The following is a 22,430-nucleotide window of genomic DNA, read 5'->3' as shown; positions in this document are numbered from 1 at the left end:
TCTCGGGCGATCAGACGCGACGGCGCTTGGGCGGACGGCAACCGTTGTGCGGCACCGGGGTCACGTCAGAGATCGCCCCGACCTCGAGGCCGACAGCCCCGAGCGAACGGATCGCGGTCTCACGGCCGGAGCCGGGTCCCTTGACGAACACGTCGACCTTCTTCATGCCGTGCTCCATGGCGCGACGACCAGCAGCCTCGGCGGCCATCTGTGCGGCGAACGGGGTCGACTTGCGGGATCCCTTGAACCCCACCGTTCCGGCGGAGGCCCATGCGATCACGGCACCGTTGGGATCGGTGATCGAGATGATGGTGTTGTTGAAGGTGCTCTTGATGTGTGCCTGGCCGGCGAGCACATTCTTCTTTTCCTTGCGGCGCACCTTGGTCTTGGCGGCCGCCTTGCGGCTTGCAGTAGCCATTAAGTCTTTCTCCTAAAGTCCTGTAAGAGGGGCTGACCGGGGGTCAGCGCGCCTTCTTCTTCCCAGCGACGGCCTTCTTCTTGCCCTTGCGGGTGCGCGCGTTGGTGCGCGTGCGCTGACCACGAACCGGAAGGCCACTGCGGTGGCGACGGCCCTGGTAGTTGCCGATCTCGACCTTGCGGCGGATGTCGGCGGCAACGGTACGACGGAGGTCACCCTCGATCTCGTAGTTGCCTTCGATGTGGTCGCGCAGCTGGACGAGCTGGTCGTCGGTGAGCTGGTGGACGCGGAGGTCGCCACTGACTCCAGTGGCGGCGAGGGTCTCGGCGGCGCGGGTCTTGCCCATGCCGAAGATGTAGGTGAGTGCGACCTCAAGGCGCTTTTCGCGCGGGAGGTCAACACCAACGAGGCGTGCCATCAGGCGGTACCTTTCTATGGTTTCGGTCGTCGGCTCTGCCGGTTGGACCGCGAAGGTGTGCGGCGTGAAGCGTCCCCGCCGCCTGTGGTGCTCTCTTGTCGCACCGGCGAGGCCTTGGCCTTCGTCCAAGGGTGGGAACCCCGAAGGGTCCTTGCGTTCACGTTGTTGTGGAGTTGTCGGCGGTACCGGGCCTGAGCCTTCGTCCGCGGTGGCCTGTGATCAGCCCTGGCGCTGCTTATGGCGCGGGTTGTCGCAGATCACCATCACACGACCGTGCCGGCGGATGACCTTGCACTTGTCGCAGATCTTCTTGACGCTCGGCTGAACCTTCATTCGAGCAACCTTTTCAATCGGCGACTGGGAGCGTGAAAGCACCCAATCTGGTAGGTGGATGGATCGGCCGTCGGGTATGGGCACGCGAGCGTGACCGGACGTAGACGACCGAGGGACAACTGTACGCGAGCGGATGCGATTCGCCCAAATCGGCCGTCGGCGCAGCTCCGCACACACAAACACGGGCGCCGCCGCGGCCCTGAGGCCGGGCGACGCCCGTGTTGCTGGCGGTTGGTCCGCCGGCGGTCACTTGTGGCGGTAGACGATGCGTCCACGCGTCAGGTCGTACGGGGACAGCTCCACGACGACGCGATCCGCGGGCAGGATGCGGATGTAGTGCTGCCGCATCTTTCCGCTGATGGTGGTCAGAACCTTGTGGCCGTTGGCCAGCTCCACGCGGAACATCGCGTTCGGCAGTGCCTCGACCACGGTGCCCTCCAACTCGAGGGCTCCTTCTTTCTTCGCCATGTACTCTCTTCTTCGTCTGCCCAACGGCGCCTCGTGCGCCGCCGGAACTCAGCTCAACAGGCAATTTTACGCTCAACTGCGCCAACGGCCAAACCGCGGAGCCACGACGAGCAGGCTGGGCGTGATCAGGAAGCGACCGCCGCCCGCCGCGGGGATTCCGACTCGGCGCGCGCCGAGGCAGGATCCTGGAACCCACGGCGCTGCTTCCACCCCTCGATCATGCGGTAGAGCACCGGCACGATGATGAGGGTGATGAGCGTGGAGGCCACGAGCCCGCCGATGACGGCGACCGCCATGGGTCCCGACACGAAGCTGGACTGGCCGGACAGGCCCAGCGCCGGCGGGATCATCGCCATGATCGTTGCCGCCGCAGTCATGATGATGGGACGCACTCGGTTCTGGCCGCCGCGCAACAGCGCCTCGTCCAGATCGAGGCCACGCAGCCGGTACTGGTTGACCAGGTCGATGAGCACGATCGCGTTGGTCACCACGATGCCGATCAGCATGAGCATGCCCACCAGGCTGGGCAGGCCCACGGGCGTCCCGGTGACCCACAGCGCGAGGATCGCGCCCGTGGCGGCGAAGGGGATCGACATCATGAGGATGGCCGGTTGTAGGAGCGACTTGAACAGCCACACCAGCACCACGTAGATCAGCAGGACGGCGGCAGCCATCGCCAGGGCGAGCTGCCGGAAGGCCTCGTCGACGTCGGCGGTGACCCCGCCGATCTCCCAGGTCACGCCGTCGGGAAGGTCGAGGCCCTCCATGGCCGCGCGGACCTCATCGCCGACCGAGCCCACGTCGTCGCTGTTGACGGGGGTGGCCGAGATCGTCACCGTTCGCACCGCGTTCACCGTCGAGATCGACGGCGCCACGTTCACCCGCTCCACGTCCGCGATGGCCGACAGCGGCAGCCCGCCGAGGTCGAGATTCTCCACGTCCTCGACCGTCGCGACGCTCTGCCCGGAATCGATGTAGACGCTGAGGTCGGCTCCGTCGATGGCGACGCTCCCGACGGGGAAGTCGGCCGTGTTGAGGGCGATCAGGCCCACCGCATCGGTGACCGAGAGGCCCAGGGCGGACGCGTCAGTACCGCGCACCGAGATCTCGAGGCTCGGGGCCGTCGCCGCCAGATCGGAGGTCGCGGCGCGCACTCCCCCCAACCCCGTCAGGGCATCCAGCACTGCGTCGCTGGCAGCAGCTCTCGTCTCGTCGTCGAGGGCCGTGAGGGTCACGTCGACCGTGGACGACCCCAACAGGTTCCCCCATCGATGACCTCGACCTCCCCCGCGCTCTCGGAGGCCTCCTCATGAGCGTCGAGAGCCTCGGTGATCTGGCGCACCAGGTCCTGCTGCTCAGCGTCCTCGTCGGTGGTGATGGTGTAGCTGATCGAGTTGGCTCCGCCGCCTGCGCCCGGAGGACCGAACCCGCCGCCACCCACGGAGGTCTGGATCCCCTCGACCCCGTCGACGCCCCTCAGCACCTCCTCGGTGCGCTCGGACTCCTCCACGGACGTGGCGAGCAGCGTGCCCGCCGGGAGGATCTGCCGTGCCTGCACCGTATTCATGCCCGACTCCCCCAGGAGGTTGATCTTCAACAGGGGCACGAGGGCGAGGCTTCCGGCGAAGATCAGTGCCGCCAGTGCGGCGGTGAGAACGCGGTGACCCAACGCCCAGGCCAGCGCCGGACGGTACAGCCGCGCGAGCCAGCCGCCGGAGACCTCGAACCACTCGGCATCCTCGGACTCGTCGTCCGACTGGCCCTCGGCCTTGCCCCTCATGAACCAGTAGGCCAGCACGGGGACGATCGTCAGCGACACCAGCAGTGAGCCCGTCAGGGCCAGCACGGTGGTCAGCGCGAACGGGCGGAAGAGTTCGCCTGCGATTCCGGGGACCAGCGCGATCGGCACGAAGACCAGCAGCGCAACGATCGTGGAGGAGATCACGGCACCGGCAACCTCGGTCACGGCGTCGACGATGGTTCGGAACCGCGATCGTGTGGACGTGGCGAGGTGACGAACGATGTTCTCGATCACGACGATGGAGTCGTCCACCATACGCCCGATCGCGAGCATCAGCCCCGCCAGAGACATCATGTTGATCGTGGTGCCAGTGGCCAGCATGCCGATGAACGCGAAGAGCAACGACAGCGGGATGGAGATCGCGGTGATGATGGTGGGCCGCACGGCGAGCAGGAATACGAAGATGACGACGACCGCAAACACCAGGCCCCAGAGGCCCTCGTTGGCGATACCCGCGATGGACTCCTGGATGAACGGTGCCTGATCGAAGATCACGCTGAATTCCGTCGCCCCGCCGAGCGTCGCCGCGGAGTCCTCCAGGATCTGCGTGACCGCGTCGGAGAGTTCGACGAAGTTCGCGTCGGTGGACGGGAGGATCAGCATCGTGATCGAGTCGCGACCGTCCGTGCGCGAGATCGACTGGGCCTCGGCCACCGTGCGCTCCACCGTGGCGACGTCGCCCAGTCTGACCGGGGACGCCCCCTCGGCGGCGGGGAGGATGACCAGGTCGGCCAGATCCTCGACCGAGTCGAAGCTGTTGCCGACCGTGATGTCGAGTTCGAACTCGCCGTCCGTGACGGTGCCGCCGGGAATCCGAAGGCCGGCGTCGTCGAGGCTGCCGATGATCTCACCCTGCGTCACCTGGTTCGCGGCCATGGCCGCGTCGTCGAGCGTCAGGCGCACGATCTCATCGGCCGACCCGACCAGCTGGACGGTCGAGACGCCTTGGACCGTGTCGATGTCCGGCAGCGTGGTGAGCTCCAACCGTCTCGCCAGTTCCGGGGTGGGGAGGTCGGAGGCCACGGCGACGATCATCGCCGGCAGGTCACCCGAGCCGCCGGTCATGACCTGGGTGCTGGTCCCCTCCGGGAGTTGATCCTCCACTCTCCCCAGCAGCACATCCGCCTGGGACGCTGCCCTGTAGATGTCGGCACCGTACTCGAGCTCGACGCTCACCATGGTGAAGTTGGAGTTGCTCACAGCGCTCGTGCCCTCGATGCGGTCCAGCGTGCGGAGCTGGCGCTCGATCGGGTCGGCCACGGCGTCGGCCATCTGCTCCGACGACGCTCCCGGATTGGTGGCCACCACCGCGACGGCGGGCAATGAGATGGAGGGGATGAGCTCTTGGCGCAGCGTGCTCATCGCCACCCCGCCCAGGACGGCGATCACGACGCAGACAAGGGCGATGAAGGAGCGGTTCTTGAGGCTCAGCAGGGGCAGACCGGTCACTGTGACCTTTCGGGCGGGCGGTGAGGCGGGCCGCCCTGACTGCGGCCCGTCTCAAATGTAACCGTGATACGAAAGCCGACCGAACCGGCTCGTCGATCGCTACAGGGAGAGGTCGACCACAGCCCTGCCGCGGATCTTGCCGTGGTGGAGCAGGTCGTAGCCTTCGGCAACCTCGTCGAGTGAGAAGCGCCGACTGACGATGTGCCTGTAATCGATGACGCCGCTCGCGGCCATGCGGACCACCTCGGGCAGATCCAGCCTGGTGCGGGCACCGTAGGAGCCGATGATCGACTGCGAACGGCGCACCGTGCGGTTGATCTCCACTTCGGCCTTCTGGATCCCTGCACCCAGCCCGATCGGCACCATCCTGCCGCCGTCGCGCAGCGCATCGAGCGCTGTGAGCCACGTCTCGGGGCGCCCGAGCACCTCGAAGGCCACGTCCACGCCGCGCCCCTCAGTGATGTCGAAGACCGCCTCGCGGACGTCGGTGGTGGCCGAGTTGACCGCGTGCGTGGCTCCCAGACCCATGGCGTCGGTGAGCTTCTCATCGGAGATGTCGATTGCGATCACCCGCCGCGCCCCGAACGCCCTGGCGATCTGGATCACGTTCGACCCGACGCCGCCGGTCGCGACAACCGCCACATCCTCACCGTGGCGCAGGTCGGCTCCCCGACGGACGGCACCGTACGCCGTCATGGCCGCGCACCCCAGGATCGCGCCGGCGACGGGATCGACTCCGTCGGGAAGCTTGGCCGCGGACGTCGTCGGAATCACGCAGTACTCCGCCAGTCCACCCATGGAGTACATCCAGATCGGCTCACCGTCGCGTGAAAAGAGGCGGGTGTTCCCGTCGTACAACTGACCCTTCAACCTGTTGAGAGAGAAGAAGTTACTGCACAGGTCGTCCCTACCCGCCGCACAGGATTCGCATTGGCCGCAGGGCATCAGAAACGCGCCCGCCACCCGGTCGCCCACCTTGAGGGTGGTGTGCTCGTTGTGCGGCCCGATCTCCACAACGACCCCCGCCACCTCGTGGCCGAGTACGCACGGCGTCGGGAACGAGATCGCCCCACCAAGGACGTGCAGATCCGAGTGGCACATGCCGCAGGCAGACACCTGGATGAGGATCTCACCCTCCTTGGGTCGAGGAGTCCGGATCTCCTCGACGGCGAACCCCCTGGAGACGTCCCGCAACACCGCCGCGCGCATCAGGTTGGGAATGGTTTGACTGGACATGGTGGCCCCTTAGAGCTGGGAGGGATGTCGTCCGGCTGGACCCTGAATCAATCCTACGGCCTGTCGTAGAAAATGTCATCACATTGTCACAACTCACGTTCCGTTAGGATCGAGCCGTGGACCTGACGATCACCGCGCTGGTCGTGCTGATCGCGGCCGCGCTGCTCATCGGCATCGCCAAAACGGCACTGCCTGGAGCCGCGACGCTATCGGTCGCGGCGTTCGCCGCCATCCTCCCGGCACGGGAGTCGACGGCGGCGCTGCTCGTGTTGCTGCTCGTCGGCGACATCGTCGCCATCTGGAGCTACCGGCGCGACGTCGACTGGCGCATCCTGGCGCGCCTGCTCCCCACCGTCGTCGGCGGGATGATCGTCGGATGGCTGTTCCTGGCCTCAGCCGACGATCCCCTGGTCCGCCGCGGGATCGGAGCGATCCTGTTGACGCTCACTGCGCTGACCCTCACGCTGAGGAGGCGGGGCCATCTGACCGCCGAGCGGGCGCTCACCAATCCCTGGATTCGAGGCGTTTTCGGCAGCCTGGGCGGCTTCACGTCCATGGCGGCCAACGCGGGCGGGCCGGTGATGACGCTGTACTTCGTTGCCGCCCGCTTCGACGTCCTGCGGTTTCTCGGCACCCAGGCGTGGTTCTTCTTCGTGCTGAACGCGGTGAAGCTGCCCTTCTCGATCGGCCTGGGCCTCCTTCAGCCATCGATGCTGCCCCTGCTCGGCGCCCTGGCGCCGGTGGTACTCGCCGGCGCCTTCGCGGGGCGGGTCTGGGCGCGACGGATCGACAAGACACTGTTCGACCGCGTCGTCATAGGACTCACGATCGCGTCGTCGCTCTACCTACTGGTGTGACCGGCGAAGCCCCAGACGTCACGCGTTGTATGTGACCGCCCCGGTGACCTCCGGCACATCGTGCCAGCGGCCGTCCGCCGCGGACTGGAGCGCCGCCTCGTCGATCTCAGCGGCCGACCAGCCGTCCGCGACCGAGGGCGCCAACTGCCGACCGGTGAGGACCGATTCGATGAACTTTGCCGCCTCGACCACCTTCATGTCATCGAATCCCATCGACGTGCCAGCACCCGGCTGGAAGGTGGCGAACCGGGGGAAGTCGCCCCCTGCCATCACACGGGTGTAGCCGAGGAACTCACTGTCGCGGCCGATGCAGACCTGGAGATCGTTGAGGTGCTCGAAGTTCCACCGGATCGAGCCGTCCGAACCGTAGACCTCCACGATGTATTCGGCGCGCGGGCCGATGGCCACCCTGCTGGCCTCCAGCGTGGCGAGCGCACCGCCCTCGAGGCGCCCCAAGAGAGCGATGTAGTCCTCGTTCTCGACCGGGCCCTTCTCGTCCGAGAGCTCATAGCCGAAGTGCCCGACGCCGCTCTTCAACGGGATGGGACGCTCGGTGATGAACTGGCCCGTCAACGCGGTCACGGACTCGATCCTGCCGACCAGGTACTGCACGAGGTCGGCACCGTGGCTCATGAGGTCACCGATGACGCCGCTGCCGCCCCTCTCCCGGCTGTCCCGCCAGGTCAGGGGCCCCTCGGGAGATGCCGCGTAGTCCGCAATCAGCCAGCACCGGACGTTCATGATCCGCCCCAGGCGACCGCTCCGGATCAACTCCCTGGCCTTCTCGATCGCCGGCACGTGACGGTAGTTGAAGCCGACGGCGGTCACCAGCCCGGCGTCCTCGACGGCCTCGGCTATCTGGCGGGACTCCGCGGCGCTGACGCCCATCGGCTTCTCGATCCAGAACGGCTTACCCGCCGCAGCGGCGGCCAGCGCGACCTCCTTGTGCAGGAAGTTGGGCGAACAGATGCTCACGACGTCGACGTCGGGATCCGCGATGAGTTTGCGGTAGTCGTCGTACGCACGCTCGAAGCCCATCTCGGTGAGCGCCGCCGCACAGGTGGCCTCGTTGCTGTCGGCGGCGGCCACGAGCCGCACATCCGCGCCCAAGTGGGGGAACTTCTCGGCCAGCGCCCTGTAACTACGAGCGTGCAAACGGCCCATCCAGCCGAGACTCACGACTCCGACCCCGATTGTGCGAGCAGACACAGTTCACGCTCCTTCGCGCTTGACAGGCGCACCCGCGCCACGACTTTTCTTGTCCTAACATACACGAGTTCATCCGGGCCGCAACACTCTCTCGGAGGTCAACGGCCGGATCGATAGCAGGAGCAGCCAGGGCCGCCTACCCACCGCTAGGAACGCGGCCTTTGACAGTACATAAATGGCGGGTTACCCTGATTCCAAAAGCCGCCTACAGTGCTGAAAGGATCCGCAATGACGCAGATCGACAAGTCCCGCAACCCTGATCCCCGCTACAACAAGCTCACGGTGGGAGTCTGCCCCGACCAGTGGGGCGTCTGGTTCCCCGAGGACCCGCTCCAGATTCCATGGGAGAAGGCCCTCGATGAGATGGCCGAGGCCGGCTTCTCGGTGATGGAGACCGGACCGTTCGGGTACTTCCCGACCGATCCGAAGCGGCTCTCCGAGGAGATGGCCAAGCGCGGCTTCCGCGTCGTGGCCGGCACGGCCTGGGGCGTCCTGCACCAGGAGGACGCCTGGGCCGCCACCGAGGAACTCTTCCGCCGCGTGGGCGAGACCCATGCAGCGGTTGGCGCCGAGTACGTCGTGCACCTTCCCCCCATGTTCCGCGACGAGCACACTGGAGACTTCACCGACGTGCGCCACCTCGACGGCGCCGCGTGGGACCTGTACGTCAACAACGCCAACCGTCTCGGCAAGATGATGAAGGACGACTACGGGCTGAAGCTCGTACTGCACCCCCACGGCGACTCGCACATCGAGACCCGCGACGACATCGACCGCATCTTCCAGGCCACCGACCCGGAGTACGTGGGCTTCTGCCTCGACACCGGCCACATCGTCTACGGCATGGGAGACAACATCGACCTCATCCGCACCTACCCGGACCGCATCTCCTACGTCCACATCAAGGCCATGGACCCTGCGATCGTGAAGCAGGCGCACGACGAGGACTGGCCGTTCGTCAAGGCCGTCAAGGCCGGCTGCTCCGTACCCCCGCCCGAGGGCGAGCCCGACATGCCCAGCCTCGTCGAAGCGCTGGCGGACCTGGACAAGGAGCTCTACGTGATCTGCGAGCAGGACATGTACGGTTGCGACCCGTCCTACCCGCTGCCCAACGCCATCAAGGTGCGCGAGTACCTGGCCTCCATCGGCCTCGGCCAGCTCTGAGAGGGACCCGAACCATGACACTTCGTATCGGAATGATCGGCCCCGGCGGCATGGGTCGCGCGCACATCGAGCGCATCCACTCCGTCATCTCGGGCGGTCGTGTGGTGGGCGTCAGCGACGTCAACGCCGACAACGCGCGGGCGGTGGCAGAGCAGATCGGCGGCACCGCCTTCGACAGCAGCACCGATCTCATCAACTCCCCCGACATCGACGCCATCATGATCACGAGCCACGGCCCCGCTCACGAGCCAGACGTGATCGCGGCCATCGAGGCCGGCAAGTACGTCTTCTGCGAGAAGCCCCTGGCGCCCACGGCCGAGGCCTGTGTCCGCATCATGGAGGCCGAGCAGAAGGCCGGACGTAAGCTTGTGACCGTGGGGTTCATGCGCCGCTTCGACGCGTCGTACCGCGAGATGAAGCAGATCATCGACGACGGTGAGATCGGCGAACCCCTCATGGTCAACTGCGCCCATCGCAACCCGACCGTGCCGGAGTTCTACACCTGGGACATGGCGATCAACGACACCGCAATCCACGAGATCGACACGATGCGCTGGCTGCTGGGCGAGGAGTTCGTCTCCGCCCGCGTCGACAAGCCGAAGAAGACATCGCTGCGCTTCGAGCACCTGCAGGACCCGCTCGTCCTCATCCTCTACACCGAGTCCGGCGTCCGGGTTTCCGACGAGGTCTTCGTCAACTGCCAGTACGGCTACGACATCCAGTGTGAGGTGGTGGCCGAGACCGGCGCGGTCCGGCTCAGCGATCAGGAACTGGTGCAGCGGGCCGACAAGCTCGGACGCCGCAACCGCCTGACGATGGACCACAACCAGCGCTTCGGGGGCGCCTTCGTCACGGAGGTCCAGGAGTGGATCACCGCCGTGACCGAGGACCGCCACACCGGCTCGTCCAGCTGGGACGGCTACGCCGCCGCCGTGGTGTGCGACGCCGGCGTGCAGGCCCTGACCGCCGACGGCGAGGTGCCCATCTCCATGATGGACAAGCCCGCCCTCTACGCCTGATAAGGAGCGACCATGGTCAAGATCCTGCTGGACCCGTCGATGTACCACCCCCACCTCACGGTGGCGGAGGAGTGCCAGAAGGCGGCCGACCTCGGCTACGAGTACATCGAGCTGTCACCACGCGCCGACTTCCACGAGTGGCACCACTACCCCAAGGTGGACGATGCGGAGATCGCTAAGGTGAAGAAGGCCATGGCGTCGACGGGCGTCAAGATCTGGTCGCTCAACCCGGTCTACAACTGGGCCTCTCCCGACGAGGAGGAGCGTCAGCACCAGGTGCGCAACTTCAGGCGGACGCTTGAGATCGCGCAGGAGCTGGAGATCCCGCTGATCGCGACCGAGTACTCCGGTGATCCGAACCAGCCGGTGCGGAGCGAAAACCAGTTCTACAAGTCGATCGAGGAACTCATCCCCGAGTTCGAGTCCCGGGGGTTGGAGTGCGCCGTGGAGGCACACCCCTACGATTTTGTCGAGACAAATGACCGCGCCGTGCAGGTGGTCCGGGGAGTGAACAAGCCCTGGTTCAACTACCAGTTCTGTCTGCCGCACATGTTCCACCTGTCCAGTGGCTCCTACGACGCCCGGTCCATGATGGAGTACGCGGGCGAGCGTCTGAAGCACCTTCATATCGCCGACGGGTTCAACCATCTCGCCAACGTCGGGAACCGGTACATCATCAATCCCCCAGGGGTGGACGCGCGCATCCATCAGCACAACGAGATCGGCAACGGCGAGGTCCCGTGGGGCGAGGTCTTCGACTACCTCCGGGAGATCAACTACGACGGAGCCCTGAGCGTCTGCGTCTTCGGCTGGGAGGAAGAAGCGGACGCAATCCACATCCGGATGCGCGAACGCCTCGAGGCCGAGTTCAGATAACGAAACGGCAAAGATTTTCCAAATTGTCTTGACATAAACTGACCCCACCACCAAGATAGGCGTGTCGCCCCCGTGACACTCCCTCGCCCCCGCGGAGTCGCCCGACATCCGCTTCCACCACGGAAGAGAGATTTGCAATGAAGCAAGCAATCAAACTCGCCAGCGTTATCGCTGCCGCCGCGATGGCGCTCAGCGCCTGCGGCACGACCGCCAGCACCACACCCACCACGACCCCGGCCGCCGAGGGTTCGAGCGACGCCACCGCGCCGGCTGCGTCCGGAGGCGGCACCGTCACCTTCGCCCCGGCCGACGTCGTCAAGCCGGCAGACGGCGAGTCGATCAAGATCGGCGTGACCTTCCCGATCCTCGACCAGTTCCTGCAGAACGTGGCCGACGGTATCGAGGCCCGCGCCGAAGAGGCTGGGGTCGAGGTCACCATCGTGTCCGCCCAGGAGAAGGCCGACACCCAGCTCGGACAGGTGGAGAACTTCATCTCCCAGGGCGTCCAGGGCATCATCGTGATCCCCGTTGACACCGACGCCGCTGGCCCGATGACCGAGAAGGCCATGGACGCGGACATCCCGCTGGCCTACGTCAACCGTCGCCCCGCGGACCTTCCCGCCGGCGTCCCCTACGTCGGCTCCGACTCGCTGGTCTCCGGAATCCTTGAGATGGAGGCCCTCGCCGAACTGGCAGGCGGCAAGGGCAAGGTGGGCATCCTCCAGGGTGACCCCGCCAACGAAGCCGCACGTCTCCGCACGCAGGGCTGTAAGGACGTCGTCGCGGAGTACCCAGATATGGAGGTCGTGCGCGAGCAGGCCGGCAACTGGTACCGCGAGAAGGGCCTCCAGATCACCGAGAACTGGATCCAGTCCGGCGACGAGATCGACATCATCTGTGCCAACAACGACGAGATGGCACTGGGCGCAATCCAGGCCCTGAAGAACGCCGACATGCTCGATGACGTCCTCGTCGGTGGCGTGGACGCCACGGCCGACGCGCTCGCCGCGATGGAGGCCGGCGAGCTCGAGGTCACCGTGTTCCAGGACGCGGCCGGCCAGGGCGCAGGCGGCGTCGACGCCATCATCAACATGTACAACGGCGACGAGACCCCGGCCGTCATCGACGTGCCGTACCAGCTCGTGACGCCCGAGAACATGGCAGACTTCAAGTAACAACCGAGCGGTGGCCGGGTGCGGTGAGCGCCCGGCCACCTTTCTTCGGTAGGGAGGAACGAGGATGCAGGAAGTGATTCTGCGGATGCGAGACATCCGCAAGACGTTCCCTGGTGTGGTGGCACTCGACGGAGTGCAGTTGGACGTGCGAAGCGGCACGGTCCACTCACTCATGGGAGAAAACGGCGCCGGCAAGTCGACGCTGATGAAGTGCCTCATCGGGATGTACACCCCGGATGCGGGCACCATCGAACTGGCAGGCGATCAGATGCAGTTCAAGGACACCAAGGACGGTCTCGAGCACGGCATCTCCATGATCCACCAGGAGCTCTCGCCGGTGCCGGAGATGATGGTGGCGGAGAACATCTGGCTGGGTCGCGAGCAGCGCGGCAAGTTCGGCCTGCTCGACCCTAAGCTCATCATCCGCAAGACGCAGGAACTCTTCGACGAGTGGGACATCAAGATCGACCCCCGCGCGAAGATGAAGAACCTGACCGTTGCGCGGCAGCAGATGGTGGAGATCGCCAAGGCCATCAGCTACGACGCCAAGATCATCATCATGGACGAGCCGACGTCGGCTATCCCCGAGCGCGAGGTGGACCACCTGCACCGGATGATCAAGCGGCTGACCGACTACGGCGTGGCGATCATCTACATCACGCACAAGATGGACGAGGTCTTCAAGATCTCCGACGACATCACGGTCTTCCGCGACGGCAAGCACGTCGCGTCCCTGCCCGCCAAGGAGCTCAACCGCGACAAGCTCATCCAACTCATGGTGGGTCGCGAACTGACGAGCCTGTTCCCGAAGCTCGACGCTGAGATCGGAGACGTGGCGCTCTCGGTGCGCAACCTCAACCGCGGCAAGTTGGTGCGAGACGTCAGCTTCGACGTCCGCGCCGGGGAGATCCTGGGTTTCGCGGGGCTGATGGGCGCGGGACGCACGGAGGTGCTGGAGACCATCTTCGGTATCCACCCCGCCGAGAGCGGCGAGATCCTGGTGCACGGCAACCCGGTGAAGATCCGCGAGCCGAAGGACGCGATCGCCGCAAACATCGGCATGCTGACTGAGGACCGCAAGCACAACGGCATCATGGGCGTGCTGTCGGTGCGCGACAACATCACCATCGCCGCGCTGCCGCAGTTCAGCCCGAAGGGCTTTCTCAAGATCAGTGAGCTCAACCGCGTCAGCGAGGAACAGCGCCAGGCGCTGCGCATCAAGACCCCGACGCTCAACCAGCTCATCAAGAATCTCTCGGGCGGAAACCAGCAGAAGGCTCTGATCTCCAGATGGCTCCTCACTGTGCCTGACGTGCTGATGATCGATGAGCCCACGCGCGGCATCGACGTCGGCGCCAAGAGCGAGATACATCGGTTGATGTCGCAGCTCGCCCAGCAGGGCAAGGCCGTCATCATGGTCTCGTCCGAACTCCCTGAGGTCCTCGGGATGAGCGACCGGGTCATCGTCATGCACGAGGGCCGAATCTCCGGTGAGCTCTCCCGCGCGGAGGCCAACCAGGAATCCATCATGCATCTTGCCACCGGCGGCGACGCGGCCGCCGCCTAGGAAGGAACCACTCCCCCATGTCTGACCCCGCAGTTGACAGCAAGCCCAAATTCGACACCACGGGCTTCATCAAGACCTACGCGATCCTGCTGATCCTCATCGCGTTCATGGTGATCCTCGCGATCATCACCCAAGGAACGTTCCTCCAGCCGCGCAACCTCATCAACGTCGTCGTCCAGGTGGCCCCGATCGGCATCATCGCGCTGGGCATGATGTTCGCCATCATCACCAAGGGCATCGACCTGTCTGTCGGATCGACGGTGGCGCTCGTCGCCGTCGTGTCGGCCAGCCTGGCTCAGGTACAGAGCGACTCGATGATGTTCCCCGGCCTCCCGCCGATGCCCGTCTTCGTCGCGGTCATCGCCGGCCTTCTCGTCGGTGCGGCCGTCGGCGCCGTCGTCGGCAGCCTCGTGGCGTACTTCCACATCCCGCCCTTCGTGGCCACGCTCGGCATGATGACGGCCGCCCGCGGTCTGGCCAACATCTACACCGGCGGCCGTCCGGTCTCGAACCTCGCCGACGGCTTCAACTGGATGGGCCAGGGCGACGTGTTCGGCATCCCGGTGCCCATGATCATCTTCATCATCATCGCCGCCATCATCTGGGTGGTGCTGAACCGCACCCGCTTCGGCCGCCACGTCTACGCCATCGGCGGCAATGATCAGGCCGCCCGTGTGTCCGGCATCAGCATCGGCCGCGTGCAGTTCCTGATCTACACCCTCATCGGTCTACTCGCGGGCTTGGCGGGCATGATCCTGGCCGCACGCATCGGCTCCGGGCAGCCGACGCTCGGCGTGATGCTCGAGCTCGACGCCATCACGGCGGCGGTTATCGGTGGCACGTCGTTCAACGGTGGCGTCGGCACCGTCTGGGGCGTCGTCGTCGGCGCCCTCATCATCGGCGTGATCAACAACGGCCTGGATCTGATGAACGTGTCTCCGTTCATGCAGATGGTGGTCAAGGGCGCGATCATCGTGATCGCCATCATCATCGACGAGCGGAAGAACCGCTAGCGACCCCGACATCGAAGAGAGCGCCCTCTCGGGGGCGCTCTTTTCCGTTTGGCCCCCCGGCGCGACTGAACGCCACCTGCCAACGGGCAGGACCAAACGCCAACGGGGAGGACCGAACGCCAACTGAGAGCGGGCGACGCCCGCGAGACTCAGCGTCGCCCGTCAGATATCAGGGGCATCGCTGAGGGTCGTTGGCGTTCCCGGCTATCCGTTGGCGTTCCCGGCAATCCGTTGGCGTTCGGTCCCGCGCGTTGGCGTTCGGAACGTAGGGTTGACGATTCCGAGACCGACGGCGCCCAGAGCTCAGCGTCATCCCCGACGACACCGTGCGACAGCAAAAAGGCGGAGGGCCCGGCGCTGCCGGACCCTCCACCTCAGAGCTACGTGACGCTCACTCCTCACGCATGAAGGACATCGTCGCTTCGAAGGTGCGCTCGGAGGGCCAGCGGGACGTGATGGCCTTCAGCTTGGTGTAGAACTTCACGCCTTCCGGCCCGTGGATGTGGGTGTCGCCGAGCAGCGAGTCCTTCCATCCGCCGAACGAGTAGTAGGCGACCGGGGTCGGGATCGGCACGTTGACGCCGACCATGCCCGCCTCCACGTCCAGCTCGAAGCGGCGGGCCACGCCGCCGTCGTTGGTGAAGATCGCAGCGCCGTTGCCGTACTCCGACGAGTTCACCTGGTCGATGGCCTCCTGGTAGGTGTCGGCGTGGACGATGGTGAGCACGGGCCCGAACACCTCCTCGTGGTAGGCCGGGGCGTCGAGCGGCACGTCGTCGAGGACCGTGGGACCGACCCAGAAGCCGTCCTCGTACCCGTCGACCTTGATGTCGCGGCCATCGAGCACGACGCTCGCGCCGCGCTCCTCGGCATCGGTGATGATTGCCTTGATGCGCTCCTGCGCCTTGCGGGTGATGACCGGGCCCATCTGCACGCCCTCGTCGAGGCCGTAGCCCACCTTGATCTTCTGGGCGTGCTCCTTGACCAGCTCGGCGAGCTTCGGACCGACCCCACCGACAGCGACGACGACGGGCAGCGCCATGCAGCGCTCACCGGCCGCGCCGAAAGCCGCAGCGGAGATGTGCTGGGCGGCGAACGCGAGGTCGGCGTCGGGCATCACGATGGCGTGGTTGTTGGCACCGCCGAGCGCCTGGACGCGCTTGCCGTTGGCCGTGCCCTTCTCCTGGATGATCCGGGCCACGGGGGTGGAGCCGACGAAAGAGATGGCGTTGATGCCCGGGTGCTCCAGGATGTTGGTCACGATGTCGCGGTCCCCAGCGACGACGTTGAACACGCCATCGGGAAGACCCGCCTCCTTGTACAGCTTGGCGACCAGCAGCGACGCGGTGGGCGTGGGGCTAGCCGGCTTCAGAATGAAGGTGTTGCCGGTGGCGATGGCGACGGGATGCATCCACATCGGCACCATCACGGGGAAGTTGAAGGGGCACACGCCCGCGACCACGCCGACGGGCTGGCGCACGGTGTGGATGTCGACGCCGGTGGAGATGTCGTAGGAGAACTCCCCCTTGAGTGCAGCGTTGATGCCGCAGGCGAAGTCGAGGGTCTCGCGGCCGCGCTGGATCTCGCCGATGGCGTCGTTGTAGTCCTTGCCGTGCTCGTTGACGATGGCCTTGGCCAGTTCGTCCTGATTGGCGAGCACGAGCTCCCGCATCTTGAACATGATCGCGGTGCGCTTGGCCAGGGACGTCTTGGACCAGATTTTGAGCGCCTCGCGGGCGACCTCGACGGCGTGGTCGAGATCGGCCGCGCTTGCCGAGAGCAGTTCGCCCTCGACCTTCCCGGAGGCTGGGTTCTCGACGGGGATGCGGTGGTCGGGGCTTCCCTCGTAGGGAGCTCCGCCGATCCAGTGGGTGATGGTCTGAGTCATGTGGCCTGGGCCCTTCCTCTGTCAGTCTTGGCGCCGCAATCACTGCCGGCACGATGAATTGTAGTAACAATATCACGCGGGACCCGTTTGCCCAAGAGGTTTGTGGCCCGTGGATCGCTCCTCGCCGGGGACTGCGATTGACCTGACAACGACGCGGTTCTAGGGCTTCAGCACCACCTTGATGCAGCCGTCACGCTTCTCCTGGAACATCGCGTACGCCTCGGGTGCCTCCTCGAGGGGGAGCCGGTGGGTGACAAGGTCATCCACGCCGAAGGGGTCGCCATGGGTGAGGATGTCCAGGAGTTCACCCGTCCACCGCTGCACGTGGCACTGCCCCATCCGCATCGTGATCCCCTTGTCGAACATGTCCATGAGCGGCATCGGGTCCAGCGCTCCCCCGTAGACACCGGAGAGCGACACCGTGCCGCCCCGGCGGACCGCATCGATCGCCGTATGCAGCGCCGCCAGGCGGTCGATGCCGGCGTGCTCAATCGCGCCCCTGCCGAGCGGCTTGGGGAGCCGCGCGGCCATCTTGATGACGCGCTCCGCGACCGGGCTTCCGTGCGCCTCCATCCCGACGGCGTCCACGACGGAATCCGGTCCCCGCCCGTCGGTCATCTCGCGCAACGTCGCAGCCACGTCGTCGACGGCGGTGACGTCGACCACCTCGGCCCCGTTTGCGCCCGCCCGCTCGAGACGTTCGGGGACGAGGTCGACGCCGATCACCCGGCCCGCGCCTTGTCGGCGGGCGCAGGTGACAGCCAATTGACCCACGGGCCCGAGTCCGAGGATTGCGACCGTCGACCCCTGCTCGACGTCGGCCCAACGAATTCCCTGCCAGGCGGTGGGGAGGATGTCGGACAGGAAGAGGAATCTCTCGTCAGGCGTGCCTTCCGGCACCTTGACCGGCCCCACGTCGGCGTGCGGGACGCGGACCAGCTCCGCCTGTCCGCCCGGCACCTGTCCGTACAGGCTGGTGTATCCGAACAGCGCCGCTCCCTTCCCGTGCTCCCGGACCTGCGTGGTCTCGCACTGCGCGTGGAGACCGCGTCGACACATCCAGCACGCGCCGCAGGCGATCGTGAACGGCACGACCACCCGGTCGCCTGGGGCGATCGTCGTCACTGCGTCGCCCACCTCGGTGACGATGCCCATGAACTCGTGACCCAGGACATCGCCCCGGGTCAGGAAGGGCGCCAGCACTCCGTAGAGGTGCAGGTCGGAGCCGCAGATCGCGGTTGAGGTGACGCGCACGATCGCGTCGGTGGGGGCCAGCAGCGCCGGCTCGGGCACATCCTGGACTCGGACGTCCTCGATTCCGTGCCACGTAAGCGCCCTCATCACCTCCCGGCCTCCACGACGCCGCTCTCGCCAGCGTCCGGCTCCGAGTCCCCCACCATTCCCTTCACCATCGCAAACACTGATCCGACGGCGCTGGGCGTGTCCCAGTACGCGATGCTGTCCGCAGCGACCTTGATCAGTACGGCCTGGGGATCCTCGGGATCGGTCTGCATGAAGGCTTCGACCGAGGCGTCCCACAGTTCGCGCTTCTTCGCGACGTCGTTGACGACGGCAGCCGTGCCGGTGACCGAAAGGTAGTCACCATCGGCCAGCGAGACGTTGACGCGGGGATCAGCGCCCACCTGGTGGGCCACGTCCGAGTCAGCCTTCGCAAAGAACCACAACGTGCCGTCGCGGTCGGGATCCTGCATGCCCATCGGCCGGCTGACCAGCCGGTCCCCCTCGTGGGTGGTCAGCATGCCGACCTTCTGCTTGCTGATGAGATCGATGACGTCGTTCAGTGTCTTCTGTTCGTTCATACCCCACCCTTGCACCGCCACCCTCGCCGCGTCGGCACCCTTTTAGGTGTACCGCTAGCGGGTGAAGAGCTGTGCGATTTCAGGGTGCGCTCGGCTGTAGCCGTCCAGCAACTCCTTGCCGAGCCTGGGCGACCGCACGAGGGGGTGGGTGGAGAAGCCCTCCCAGGCCTTCTCCGGATCGCCGGTGCGGGCGGCCTCGGCGATTGCCTCCTCCGAGGCGCGGAGCGTCGACATCGCGCCGAGCTGCGACAGGGTGAGCGGAGCGACCGGGAGCGGGTGGACGCCCCCCTCGTCCACCACACACCCGACCTCCACCACGACATCGTCAGGCAGCTCCGGGATGATCCGTTCCCCCTCGCTGAGATTGCCGACGTCGAGGATCATCCGTTCAGGGCTGCCGGTGGCCAACGCGGTCATGAGCCGGAGCGCCACCTCCTGATAGCCGCCACCCGCCGCGTCCTCCGCCCGGCGCTCCTCACTGTCCTCGCGTGCCTCGGCCATGTAGGTCGATTCCCGCTCGTGCAGCGCCTCCTGCCACAGGGCCAGGGGCGAGTCGCAGCAACCCACGGACTCGTAGAAGTCGCCCTGTTGCGCCTGCAGGTACTGGCCCCGCGTCTGCGCCGAACGCCTGATGTTCGCGATCGCCTCGTCGGTCTTGAGGTAGTAGTAGAGGTACTCGTTGGGCAGTGCGCCCGTGGCGCGCACCCAGTCCTTGCCCACCACGCGGGCTTCCTCGATCTCGTCCAGGGCGGAGTCCGAGCCGAGGACGTCGGGAAGACGCTCGACGCCGTCGATCCTGACCGAGCGGAGCCACCCGAGGTGGTTGAGCCCCACGTAGTCGTAATCCACCCGCGCTGTGTCATGCTCCAGCGAGACGCCCAACAGTCGCGAGACCCGGCGAACCAGACCGATCGGCGTGTCGCAGATGCCCACGACCCGGTCGCCCAGCACCTCCCGCATCGACTGGGTCACGATTCCCGCCGGGTTGGTGAAGTTGATCGTCCAGGCGTGAGGAGCGACCTCGGCCGTCACCCGTGCCAGCTCACGCATCACCGGGATCGTCCGGAGCGCGTAGGCCAATCCCCCAGGGCCGATCGTCTCCTGCCCGAGGAGCCCGAGATCGAGCGCCACCCGCTCATCGGCGATGCGGCCCTCGACCCCGCCGACGCGGACAGCGGCGAAGATGAAGTCCGCACCGGTCAGCGCGTCGCGAAGGTCGGTCGTCACCTTCAGGGTCGGAGCGTGATCGAGCTGGGCGGCCCGCTCCCGGATGACCCTGGCGATGCCCTCCAGCCTCGCCGCCGAGGCGTCATGGAGCACCACCTCGTCGATGTGCACAGCCGGACGGCCGGCGGCGGCCAGAGCGTTCGTCGCTACGGCGTCGTAGACGAGGGGAACCCGGAAGCCGCCCCCACCGGTGATCACGAGTTTCATGGCGTCAGTACCTCCAGGGTCGAGTCGGGCGGCAGACGGAGCTGGGCTGAACTGGGCGGACGGTCCGTGATGAGTCCGGCGAACCGGTCGATCGGAACCACCTGCAGGAAGCCCATGCCCGGAAATTTCTGGTGATCGGCAAGCAGCCAGGCCTTGCGGGCGACGTCGATCATCGCGCGTTTGACCGGGACTTCGCTCGGCGTCGAGTCGATCACAGCTCCGTCAGCGTGGATCCCAGCCGCGCCCAGGAAGGCGATGTCCACACGCACCTGGCGAAGGCACGATTCCGTCAGCACTCCCACCAGTGAGTCGTAGTTGGGACGCAGCACCCCGCCCATCACCACGATGTCCATGTGGGGGGCGTCCGAGAGAGCACGAACCACTGCCAGCGAAGCCGTCACGACGGTGATCGAGCGCTCCTTGAGATGTTCACACATCGCGAAGACCGTGGTGCCGATGTCGAGCGCGACGACGTCTCCGTCATGGACGAGCGCGGCGGCACGCTTCGCGATGGCGCGCTTCTCGTCGCTTTCCTGGGCCGCAACCACTGCGAACTCCGACGCGTCGGCTTCCGGGCGAATGGGCCGACGCAGAGCGCGGGCGCCGCCGCGGATACGCTCGACGACGCCGGTGCTCGCCAGTTGATCGAGGTCCCGCCGGGCAGTGGCCTCGGAGACACCGAACGCATCGGCGACGCCCAGCACGGAGACGGAGCCCTCGCGGCGCACCCAATCGGCGATGCGTTGATGGCGTACGTCAGTCAGCATTGGGGGACCCCCGGATCGTGATGCCACAAGTTTTACCAGAATTCGATCAAGATCGAGCAGATGGTGGCAGAATCAGCCACAACCCGCAGTCCTAGGAGGACCCATGACGCTCCGTCCTATCCATCGCCGCCACTTCCTGCTGGGGGCCTCCGGCCTCGCATCCGCCGCCGTGCTCGCAGCCTGCGCTCCGGGGGAGACGGCCCCCACGACGACTGCCGCCCCCGGCGACACGACCGCCGCCGCACCGGAAGCGACTGACCCTGCCGAACTGGGCGATGTCGAACTCGTGGTCTGGGACCAGGAGGTCCGCGGCAGCCAGAACGACGCGTTGGTCGCGCTGATCGCGGCGTTCGAGGAGAAGTACCCCAACATCACGATCAACCGCACCAGCCAGTCGTTCGACGACCTCAAGGCGCAGGTATCCCTGGCGCTCAGCGGAAACGACGTCCCAGACGTCGTCCAGGTCAACAACGCGCGTGGCGACATGGGCCAATTCGTGAAGGCCGGCCAGTTGCTCGACCTGAGTCCCTACGCGGCGCAGTACGGCTGGGAGGATCGCTTCCCCGCTTCCGTGCTGGGCAAGGTGCGCTACTCCTCCGACGCTACAACCTTCGGCGAGGGCAATCTCTACGGACTCCCCCAGACCGGCGAGATCGTCGGCATCTTCTACTCGCAGAAGAAGTTGGACGCCCTCGGCGCGTCGGCACCTGAGACGTGGGAGGACTACTTCGCCATCCTCGACGCCGCCAAGGCCGCCGGCGAACAGCCCATGGTGCTAGGCAACATCGAGAAGTGGCCGGCGCTCCACGTCTTCGGACCCCTGCAGGCCCACTACGTGGAGCCGGAGGACGTGGTCAAGCTCGGCATGGGCAACGAGGGCGCCTCGTGGACGAGTGAGGGCAACACCGCCGCCATGGAACAGTTCGCCAAGTGGGGGCTCGAAGGGTACTTCGGAACCTCTCCCAACGGTCTCGACTACGACCCGGCCTGGACCGAATTCACTCAGGGCACCGGCGTCTTCCTCCCCGGCGGATCGTGGCTCGGAACCGACATGGAAGCCGTGATGGGCGAGGACCTGAAGTTCATGGCACCGCCGCCCGCCACCAACGGCGAACTGGCAACCACCGGCGGAACCGGTATCCCCTTCTCCATCCCGGCCAAGGCCAAGAACGCAGCCGCTGCAGCGGCCTATATCGACTTCATCACCAGCGACGAAGCCATGGAGATCATCGCCGAGAACGGCGGAATGCCCGTTCTCCGAACCGCCGAACTTGCGCCGGAGGCCGGGGTCCAGAAGGACATCTACGAGGCGTTCGACACTGTGTCGCAGGAGGGCACCCTGCTGCCCTACCTCGACTACGCCACTCCGTCGTTCAGCGACACGGCCGGGACCGGCCTCCAAGAGGTCCTGGGCGGGCAGAAGACCCCGGAGGAAGTGCTCGCCGACTTCGAGGCTGACTACCAGGCCTTCATCGGCGGCTGACATGGCCGCCAGGACGAGGCGGGCGAGGAGGCCGT

Annotated in this window: 21 protein-coding genes; 8 read left to right on the top strand and 13 right to left on the bottom strand. The window is 66.3% G+C overall.

Annotated elements, in window-relative coordinates:
• Positions 1 to 10: 10 nt before the first annotated feature.
• The 7 genes from rpsK to RPIT_RS03280 form a co-directional block, all read right to left on the bottom strand.
• Complete coding sequence (gene rpsK / locus RPIT_RS03310; protein ID WP_077340618.1) at positions 11 to 418, bottom strand: 30S ribosomal protein S11; 408 nt, start codon at positions 416 to 418, stop codon at positions 11 to 13.
• Positions 419 to 461: 43 nt separating this feature from the next.
• Positions 462 to 836 carry a 30S ribosomal protein S13 gene (gene rpsM / locus RPIT_RS03305; RefSeq protein ID WP_077340616.1) on the bottom strand — a complete coding sequence of 125 codons (375 nt, stop codon included), beginning with the start codon at positions 834 to 836 and terminating at the stop codon, positions 462 to 464.
• 219 nt (positions 837 to 1,055) lie between these two features.
• Positions 1,056 to 1,169 (bottom strand): 50S ribosomal protein L36, encoded by a 114-nt coding sequence (rpmJ, locus tag RPIT_RS03300; RefSeq protein ID WP_002514836.1) that lies wholly within the window; start codon positions 1,167 to 1,169, stop codon positions 1,056 to 1,058.
• Between the two features lie 246 nt (positions 1,170 to 1,415).
• A complete protein-coding gene (gene infA / locus RPIT_RS03295; protein WP_068749455.1) occupies positions 1,416 to 1,637 on the bottom strand; it encodes a translation initiation factor IF-1 in 222 nt (73 codons plus the stop codon).
• 125 nt (positions 1,638 to 1,762) lie between these two features.
• Positions 1,763 to 2,872 (bottom strand): efflux RND transporter permease subunit, encoded by a 1,110-nt coding sequence (locus RPIT_RS15910; RefSeq protein ID WP_162274477.1) that lies wholly within the window; start codon positions 2,870 to 2,872, stop codon positions 1,763 to 1,765.
• A complete protein-coding gene (locus tag RPIT_RS15905; RefSeq protein ID WP_077340612.1) occupies positions 2,869 to 4,887 on the bottom strand; it encodes an efflux RND transporter permease subunit in 2,019 nt (672 codons plus the stop codon). The genes RPIT_RS15910 and RPIT_RS15905 overlap by 4 nt, the downstream gene beginning before the upstream one ends.
• 99 nt (positions 4,888 to 4,986) lie before the next feature.
• The gene (locus RPIT_RS03280) at positions 4,987 to 6,123 is read right to left on the bottom strand and encodes a zinc-binding dehydrogenase (protein ID WP_077340610.1); all 1,137 of its coding nucleotides are present in this window, start codon (positions 6,121 to 6,123) and stop codon (positions 4,987 to 4,989) included.
• 116 nt (positions 6,124 to 6,239) lie between these two features.
• On the opposite strand from RPIT_RS03280, the gene RPIT_RS03275 reads away from it, so the two are divergent.
• Positions 6,240 to 6,980, top strand: coding sequence for a sulfite exporter TauE/SafE family protein (locus RPIT_RS03275; protein WP_077340608.1), 741 nt, complete (start codon positions 6,240 to 6,242; stop codon positions 6,978 to 6,980).
• Between the two features lie 18 nt (positions 6,981 to 6,998).
• On the opposite strand, the gene RPIT_RS03270 is transcribed toward RPIT_RS03275, so the two are convergent.
• A complete protein-coding gene (locus RPIT_RS03270; protein WP_237267842.1) occupies positions 6,999 to 8,144 on the bottom strand; it encodes a Gfo/Idh/MocA family protein in 1,146 nt (381 codons plus the stop codon).
• A 273-nt stretch (positions 8,145 to 8,417) separates the two neighbouring features.
• On the opposite strand from RPIT_RS03270, the gene RPIT_RS03265 reads away from it, so the two are divergent.
• From RPIT_RS03265 to RPIT_RS03240, 6 genes are all read left to right on the top strand, one after another.
• Positions 8,418 to 9,353, top strand: coding sequence for a TIM barrel protein (locus RPIT_RS03265; protein ID WP_077340604.1), 936 nt, complete (start codon positions 8,418 to 8,420; stop codon positions 9,351 to 9,353).
• 14 nt (positions 9,354 to 9,367) lie between these two features.
• Positions 9,368 to 10,372 (top strand): Gfo/Idh/MocA family protein, encoded by a 1,005-nt coding sequence (locus RPIT_RS03260; protein WP_077340602.1) that lies wholly within the window; start codon positions 9,368 to 9,370, stop codon positions 10,370 to 10,372.
• Positions 10,373 to 10,384: 12 nt separating this feature from the next.
• Entirely contained in the window at positions 10,385 to 11,248 is an 864-nt protein-coding gene (locus RPIT_RS03255) for a sugar phosphate isomerase/epimerase family protein (RefSeq protein WP_077340600.1), read from the top strand.
• Between the two features lie 137 nt (positions 11,249 to 11,385).
• Positions 11,386 to 12,423, top strand: coding sequence for a sugar ABC transporter substrate-binding protein (locus RPIT_RS03250; RefSeq protein ID WP_077340598.1), 1,038 nt, complete (start codon positions 11,386 to 11,388; stop codon positions 12,421 to 12,423).
• A gap of 64 nt (positions 12,424 to 12,487) precedes the next feature.
• Positions 12,488 to 13,990 carry a sugar ABC transporter ATP-binding protein gene (locus RPIT_RS03245; protein ID WP_077340596.1) on the top strand — a complete coding sequence of 501 codons (1,503 nt, stop codon included), beginning with the start codon at positions 12,488 to 12,490 and terminating at the stop codon, positions 13,988 to 13,990.
• Between the two features lie 17 nt (positions 13,991 to 14,007).
• Entirely contained in the window at positions 14,008 to 15,003 is a 996-nt protein-coding gene (locus RPIT_RS03240; protein WP_077340594.1) for an ABC transporter permease, read from the top strand.
• Between the two features lie 391 nt (positions 15,004 to 15,394).
• Here RPIT_RS03240 and RPIT_RS03235 read toward each other — a convergent pair whose 3' ends face one another.
• The 5 genes from RPIT_RS03235 to RPIT_RS03215 form a co-directional block, all read right to left on the bottom strand.
• Entirely contained in the window at positions 15,395 to 16,891 is a 1,497-nt protein-coding gene (locus tag RPIT_RS03235; protein ID WP_077340592.1) for a CoA-acylating methylmalonate-semialdehyde dehydrogenase, read from the bottom strand.
• Positions 16,892 to 17,050: 159 nt separating this feature from the next.
• The gene (locus RPIT_RS03230) at positions 17,051 to 18,232 is read right to left on the bottom strand and encodes a zinc-dependent alcohol dehydrogenase (protein ID WP_077340590.1); all 1,182 of its coding nucleotides are present in this window, start codon (positions 18,230 to 18,232) and stop codon (positions 17,051 to 17,053) included.
• Positions 18,232 to 18,711 carry a pyridoxamine 5'-phosphate oxidase family protein gene (locus RPIT_RS03225; protein WP_077340588.1) on the bottom strand — a complete coding sequence of 160 codons (480 nt, stop codon included), beginning with the start codon at positions 18,709 to 18,711 and terminating at the stop codon, positions 18,232 to 18,234. The genes RPIT_RS03230 and RPIT_RS03225 overlap by 1 nt, the downstream gene beginning before the upstream one ends.
• 54 nt (positions 18,712 to 18,765) lie before the next feature.
• Positions 18,766 to 20,145, bottom strand: a complete 1,380-nt coding sequence (locus RPIT_RS03220; RefSeq protein WP_077340586.1) for a family 4 glycosyl hydrolase — start codon at positions 20,143 to 20,145, stop codon at positions 18,766 to 18,768.
• A complete protein-coding gene (locus RPIT_RS03215; RefSeq protein WP_077340584.1) occupies positions 20,142 to 20,912 on the bottom strand; it encodes a DeoR/GlpR family DNA-binding transcription regulator in 771 nt (256 codons plus the stop codon). The genes RPIT_RS03220 and RPIT_RS03215 overlap by 4 nt, the downstream gene beginning before the upstream one ends.
• A 103-nt stretch (positions 20,913 to 21,015) precedes the next feature.
• Between RPIT_RS03215 and RPIT_RS03210 the strand changes: the two genes are divergently transcribed.
• Positions 21,016 to 22,395: an extracellular solute-binding protein gene (locus RPIT_RS03210; protein WP_093664650.1), complete on the top strand. Its 1,380-nt coding sequence runs from the start codon at positions 21,016 to 21,018 to the stop codon at positions 22,393 to 22,395.
• The last annotated feature ends 35 nt before the right edge of the window (positions 22,396 to 22,430 follow it).

Origin of the sequence: Tessaracoccus flavus, from assembly GCF_001997295.1 — a bacterium.
In the GTDB taxonomy this organism is placed as follows: Bacteria; Actinomycetota; Actinomycetes; order Propionibacteriales; family Propionibacteriaceae; genus Arachnia; species Arachnia flava.
The sequence above is the reverse complement of the archived record's forward strand: the minus strand, read 5'-3'. Positions and strand labels throughout refer to the sequence as shown.

Bases quoted from the DNA above. Each gene is read 5' to 3' on its own strand.
- rpsK (WP_077340618.1), bottom strand. From the start codon at position 418: ATGGCTACTGCAAGCCGCAAGGCGGCCGCCAAGACCAAGGTGCGCCGC.
- rpsM (WP_077340616.1), bottom strand. From the start codon at position 836: ATGGCACGCCTCGTTGGTGTTGACCTCCCGCGCGAAAAGCGCCTTGAG.
- rpmJ (WP_002514836.1), bottom strand. From the start codon at position 1,169: ATGAAGGTTCAGCCGAGCGTCAAGAAGATCTGCGACAAGTGCAAGGTC.
- infA (WP_068749455.1), bottom strand. From the start codon at position 1,637: ATGGCGAAGAAAGAAGGAGCCCTCGAGTTGGAGGGCACCGTGGTCGAG.
- RPIT_RS03280 (WP_077340610.1), bottom strand. From the start codon at position 6,123: ATGTCCAGTCAAACCATTCCCAACCTGATGCGCGCGGCGGTGTTGCGG.
- RPIT_RS03270 (WP_237267842.1), bottom strand. From the start codon at position 8,144: ATGGGCCGTTTGCACGCTCGTAGTTACAGGGCGCTGGCCGAGAAGTTC.
- RPIT_RS03265 (WP_077340604.1), top strand. From the start codon at position 8,418: ATGACGCAGATCGACAAGTCCCGCAACCCTGATCCCCGCTACAACAAG.
- RPIT_RS03260 (WP_077340602.1), top strand. From the start codon at position 9,368: ATGACACTTCGTATCGGAATGATCGGCCCCGGCGGCATGGGTCGCGCG.
- RPIT_RS03255 (WP_077340600.1), top strand. From the start codon at position 10,385: ATGGTCAAGATCCTGCTGGACCCGTCGATGTACCACCCCCACCTCACG.
- RPIT_RS03250 (WP_077340598.1), top strand. From the start codon at position 11,386: ATGAAGCAAGCAATCAAACTCGCCAGCGTTATCGCTGCCGCCGCGATG.
- RPIT_RS03245 (WP_077340596.1), top strand. From the start codon at position 12,488: ATGCAGGAAGTGATTCTGCGGATGCGAGACATCCGCAAGACGTTCCCT.
- RPIT_RS03240 (WP_077340594.1), top strand. From the start codon at position 14,008: ATGTCTGACCCCGCAGTTGACAGCAAGCCCAAATTCGACACCACGGGC.
- RPIT_RS03235 (WP_077340592.1), bottom strand. From the start codon at position 16,891: ATGACTCAGACCATCACCCACTGGATCGGCGGAGCTCCCTACGAGGGA.
- RPIT_RS03230 (WP_077340590.1), bottom strand. From the start codon at position 18,232: ATGAGGGCGCTTACGTGGCACGGAATCGAGGACGTCCGAGTCCAGGAT.
- RPIT_RS03225 (WP_077340588.1), bottom strand. From the start codon at position 18,711: ATGAACGAACAGAAGACACTGAACGACGTCATCGATCTCATCAGCAAG.
- RPIT_RS03220 (WP_077340586.1), bottom strand. From the start codon at position 20,145: ATGAAACTCGTGATCACCGGTGGGGGCGGCTTCCGGGTTCCCCTCGTC.
- RPIT_RS03215 (WP_077340584.1), bottom strand. From the start codon at position 20,912: ATGCTGACTGACGTACGCCATCAACGCATCGCCGATTGGGTGCGCCGC.
- RPIT_RS03210 (WP_093664650.1), top strand. From the start codon at position 21,016: ATGACGCTCCGTCCTATCCATCGCCGCCACTTCCTGCTGGGGGCCTCC.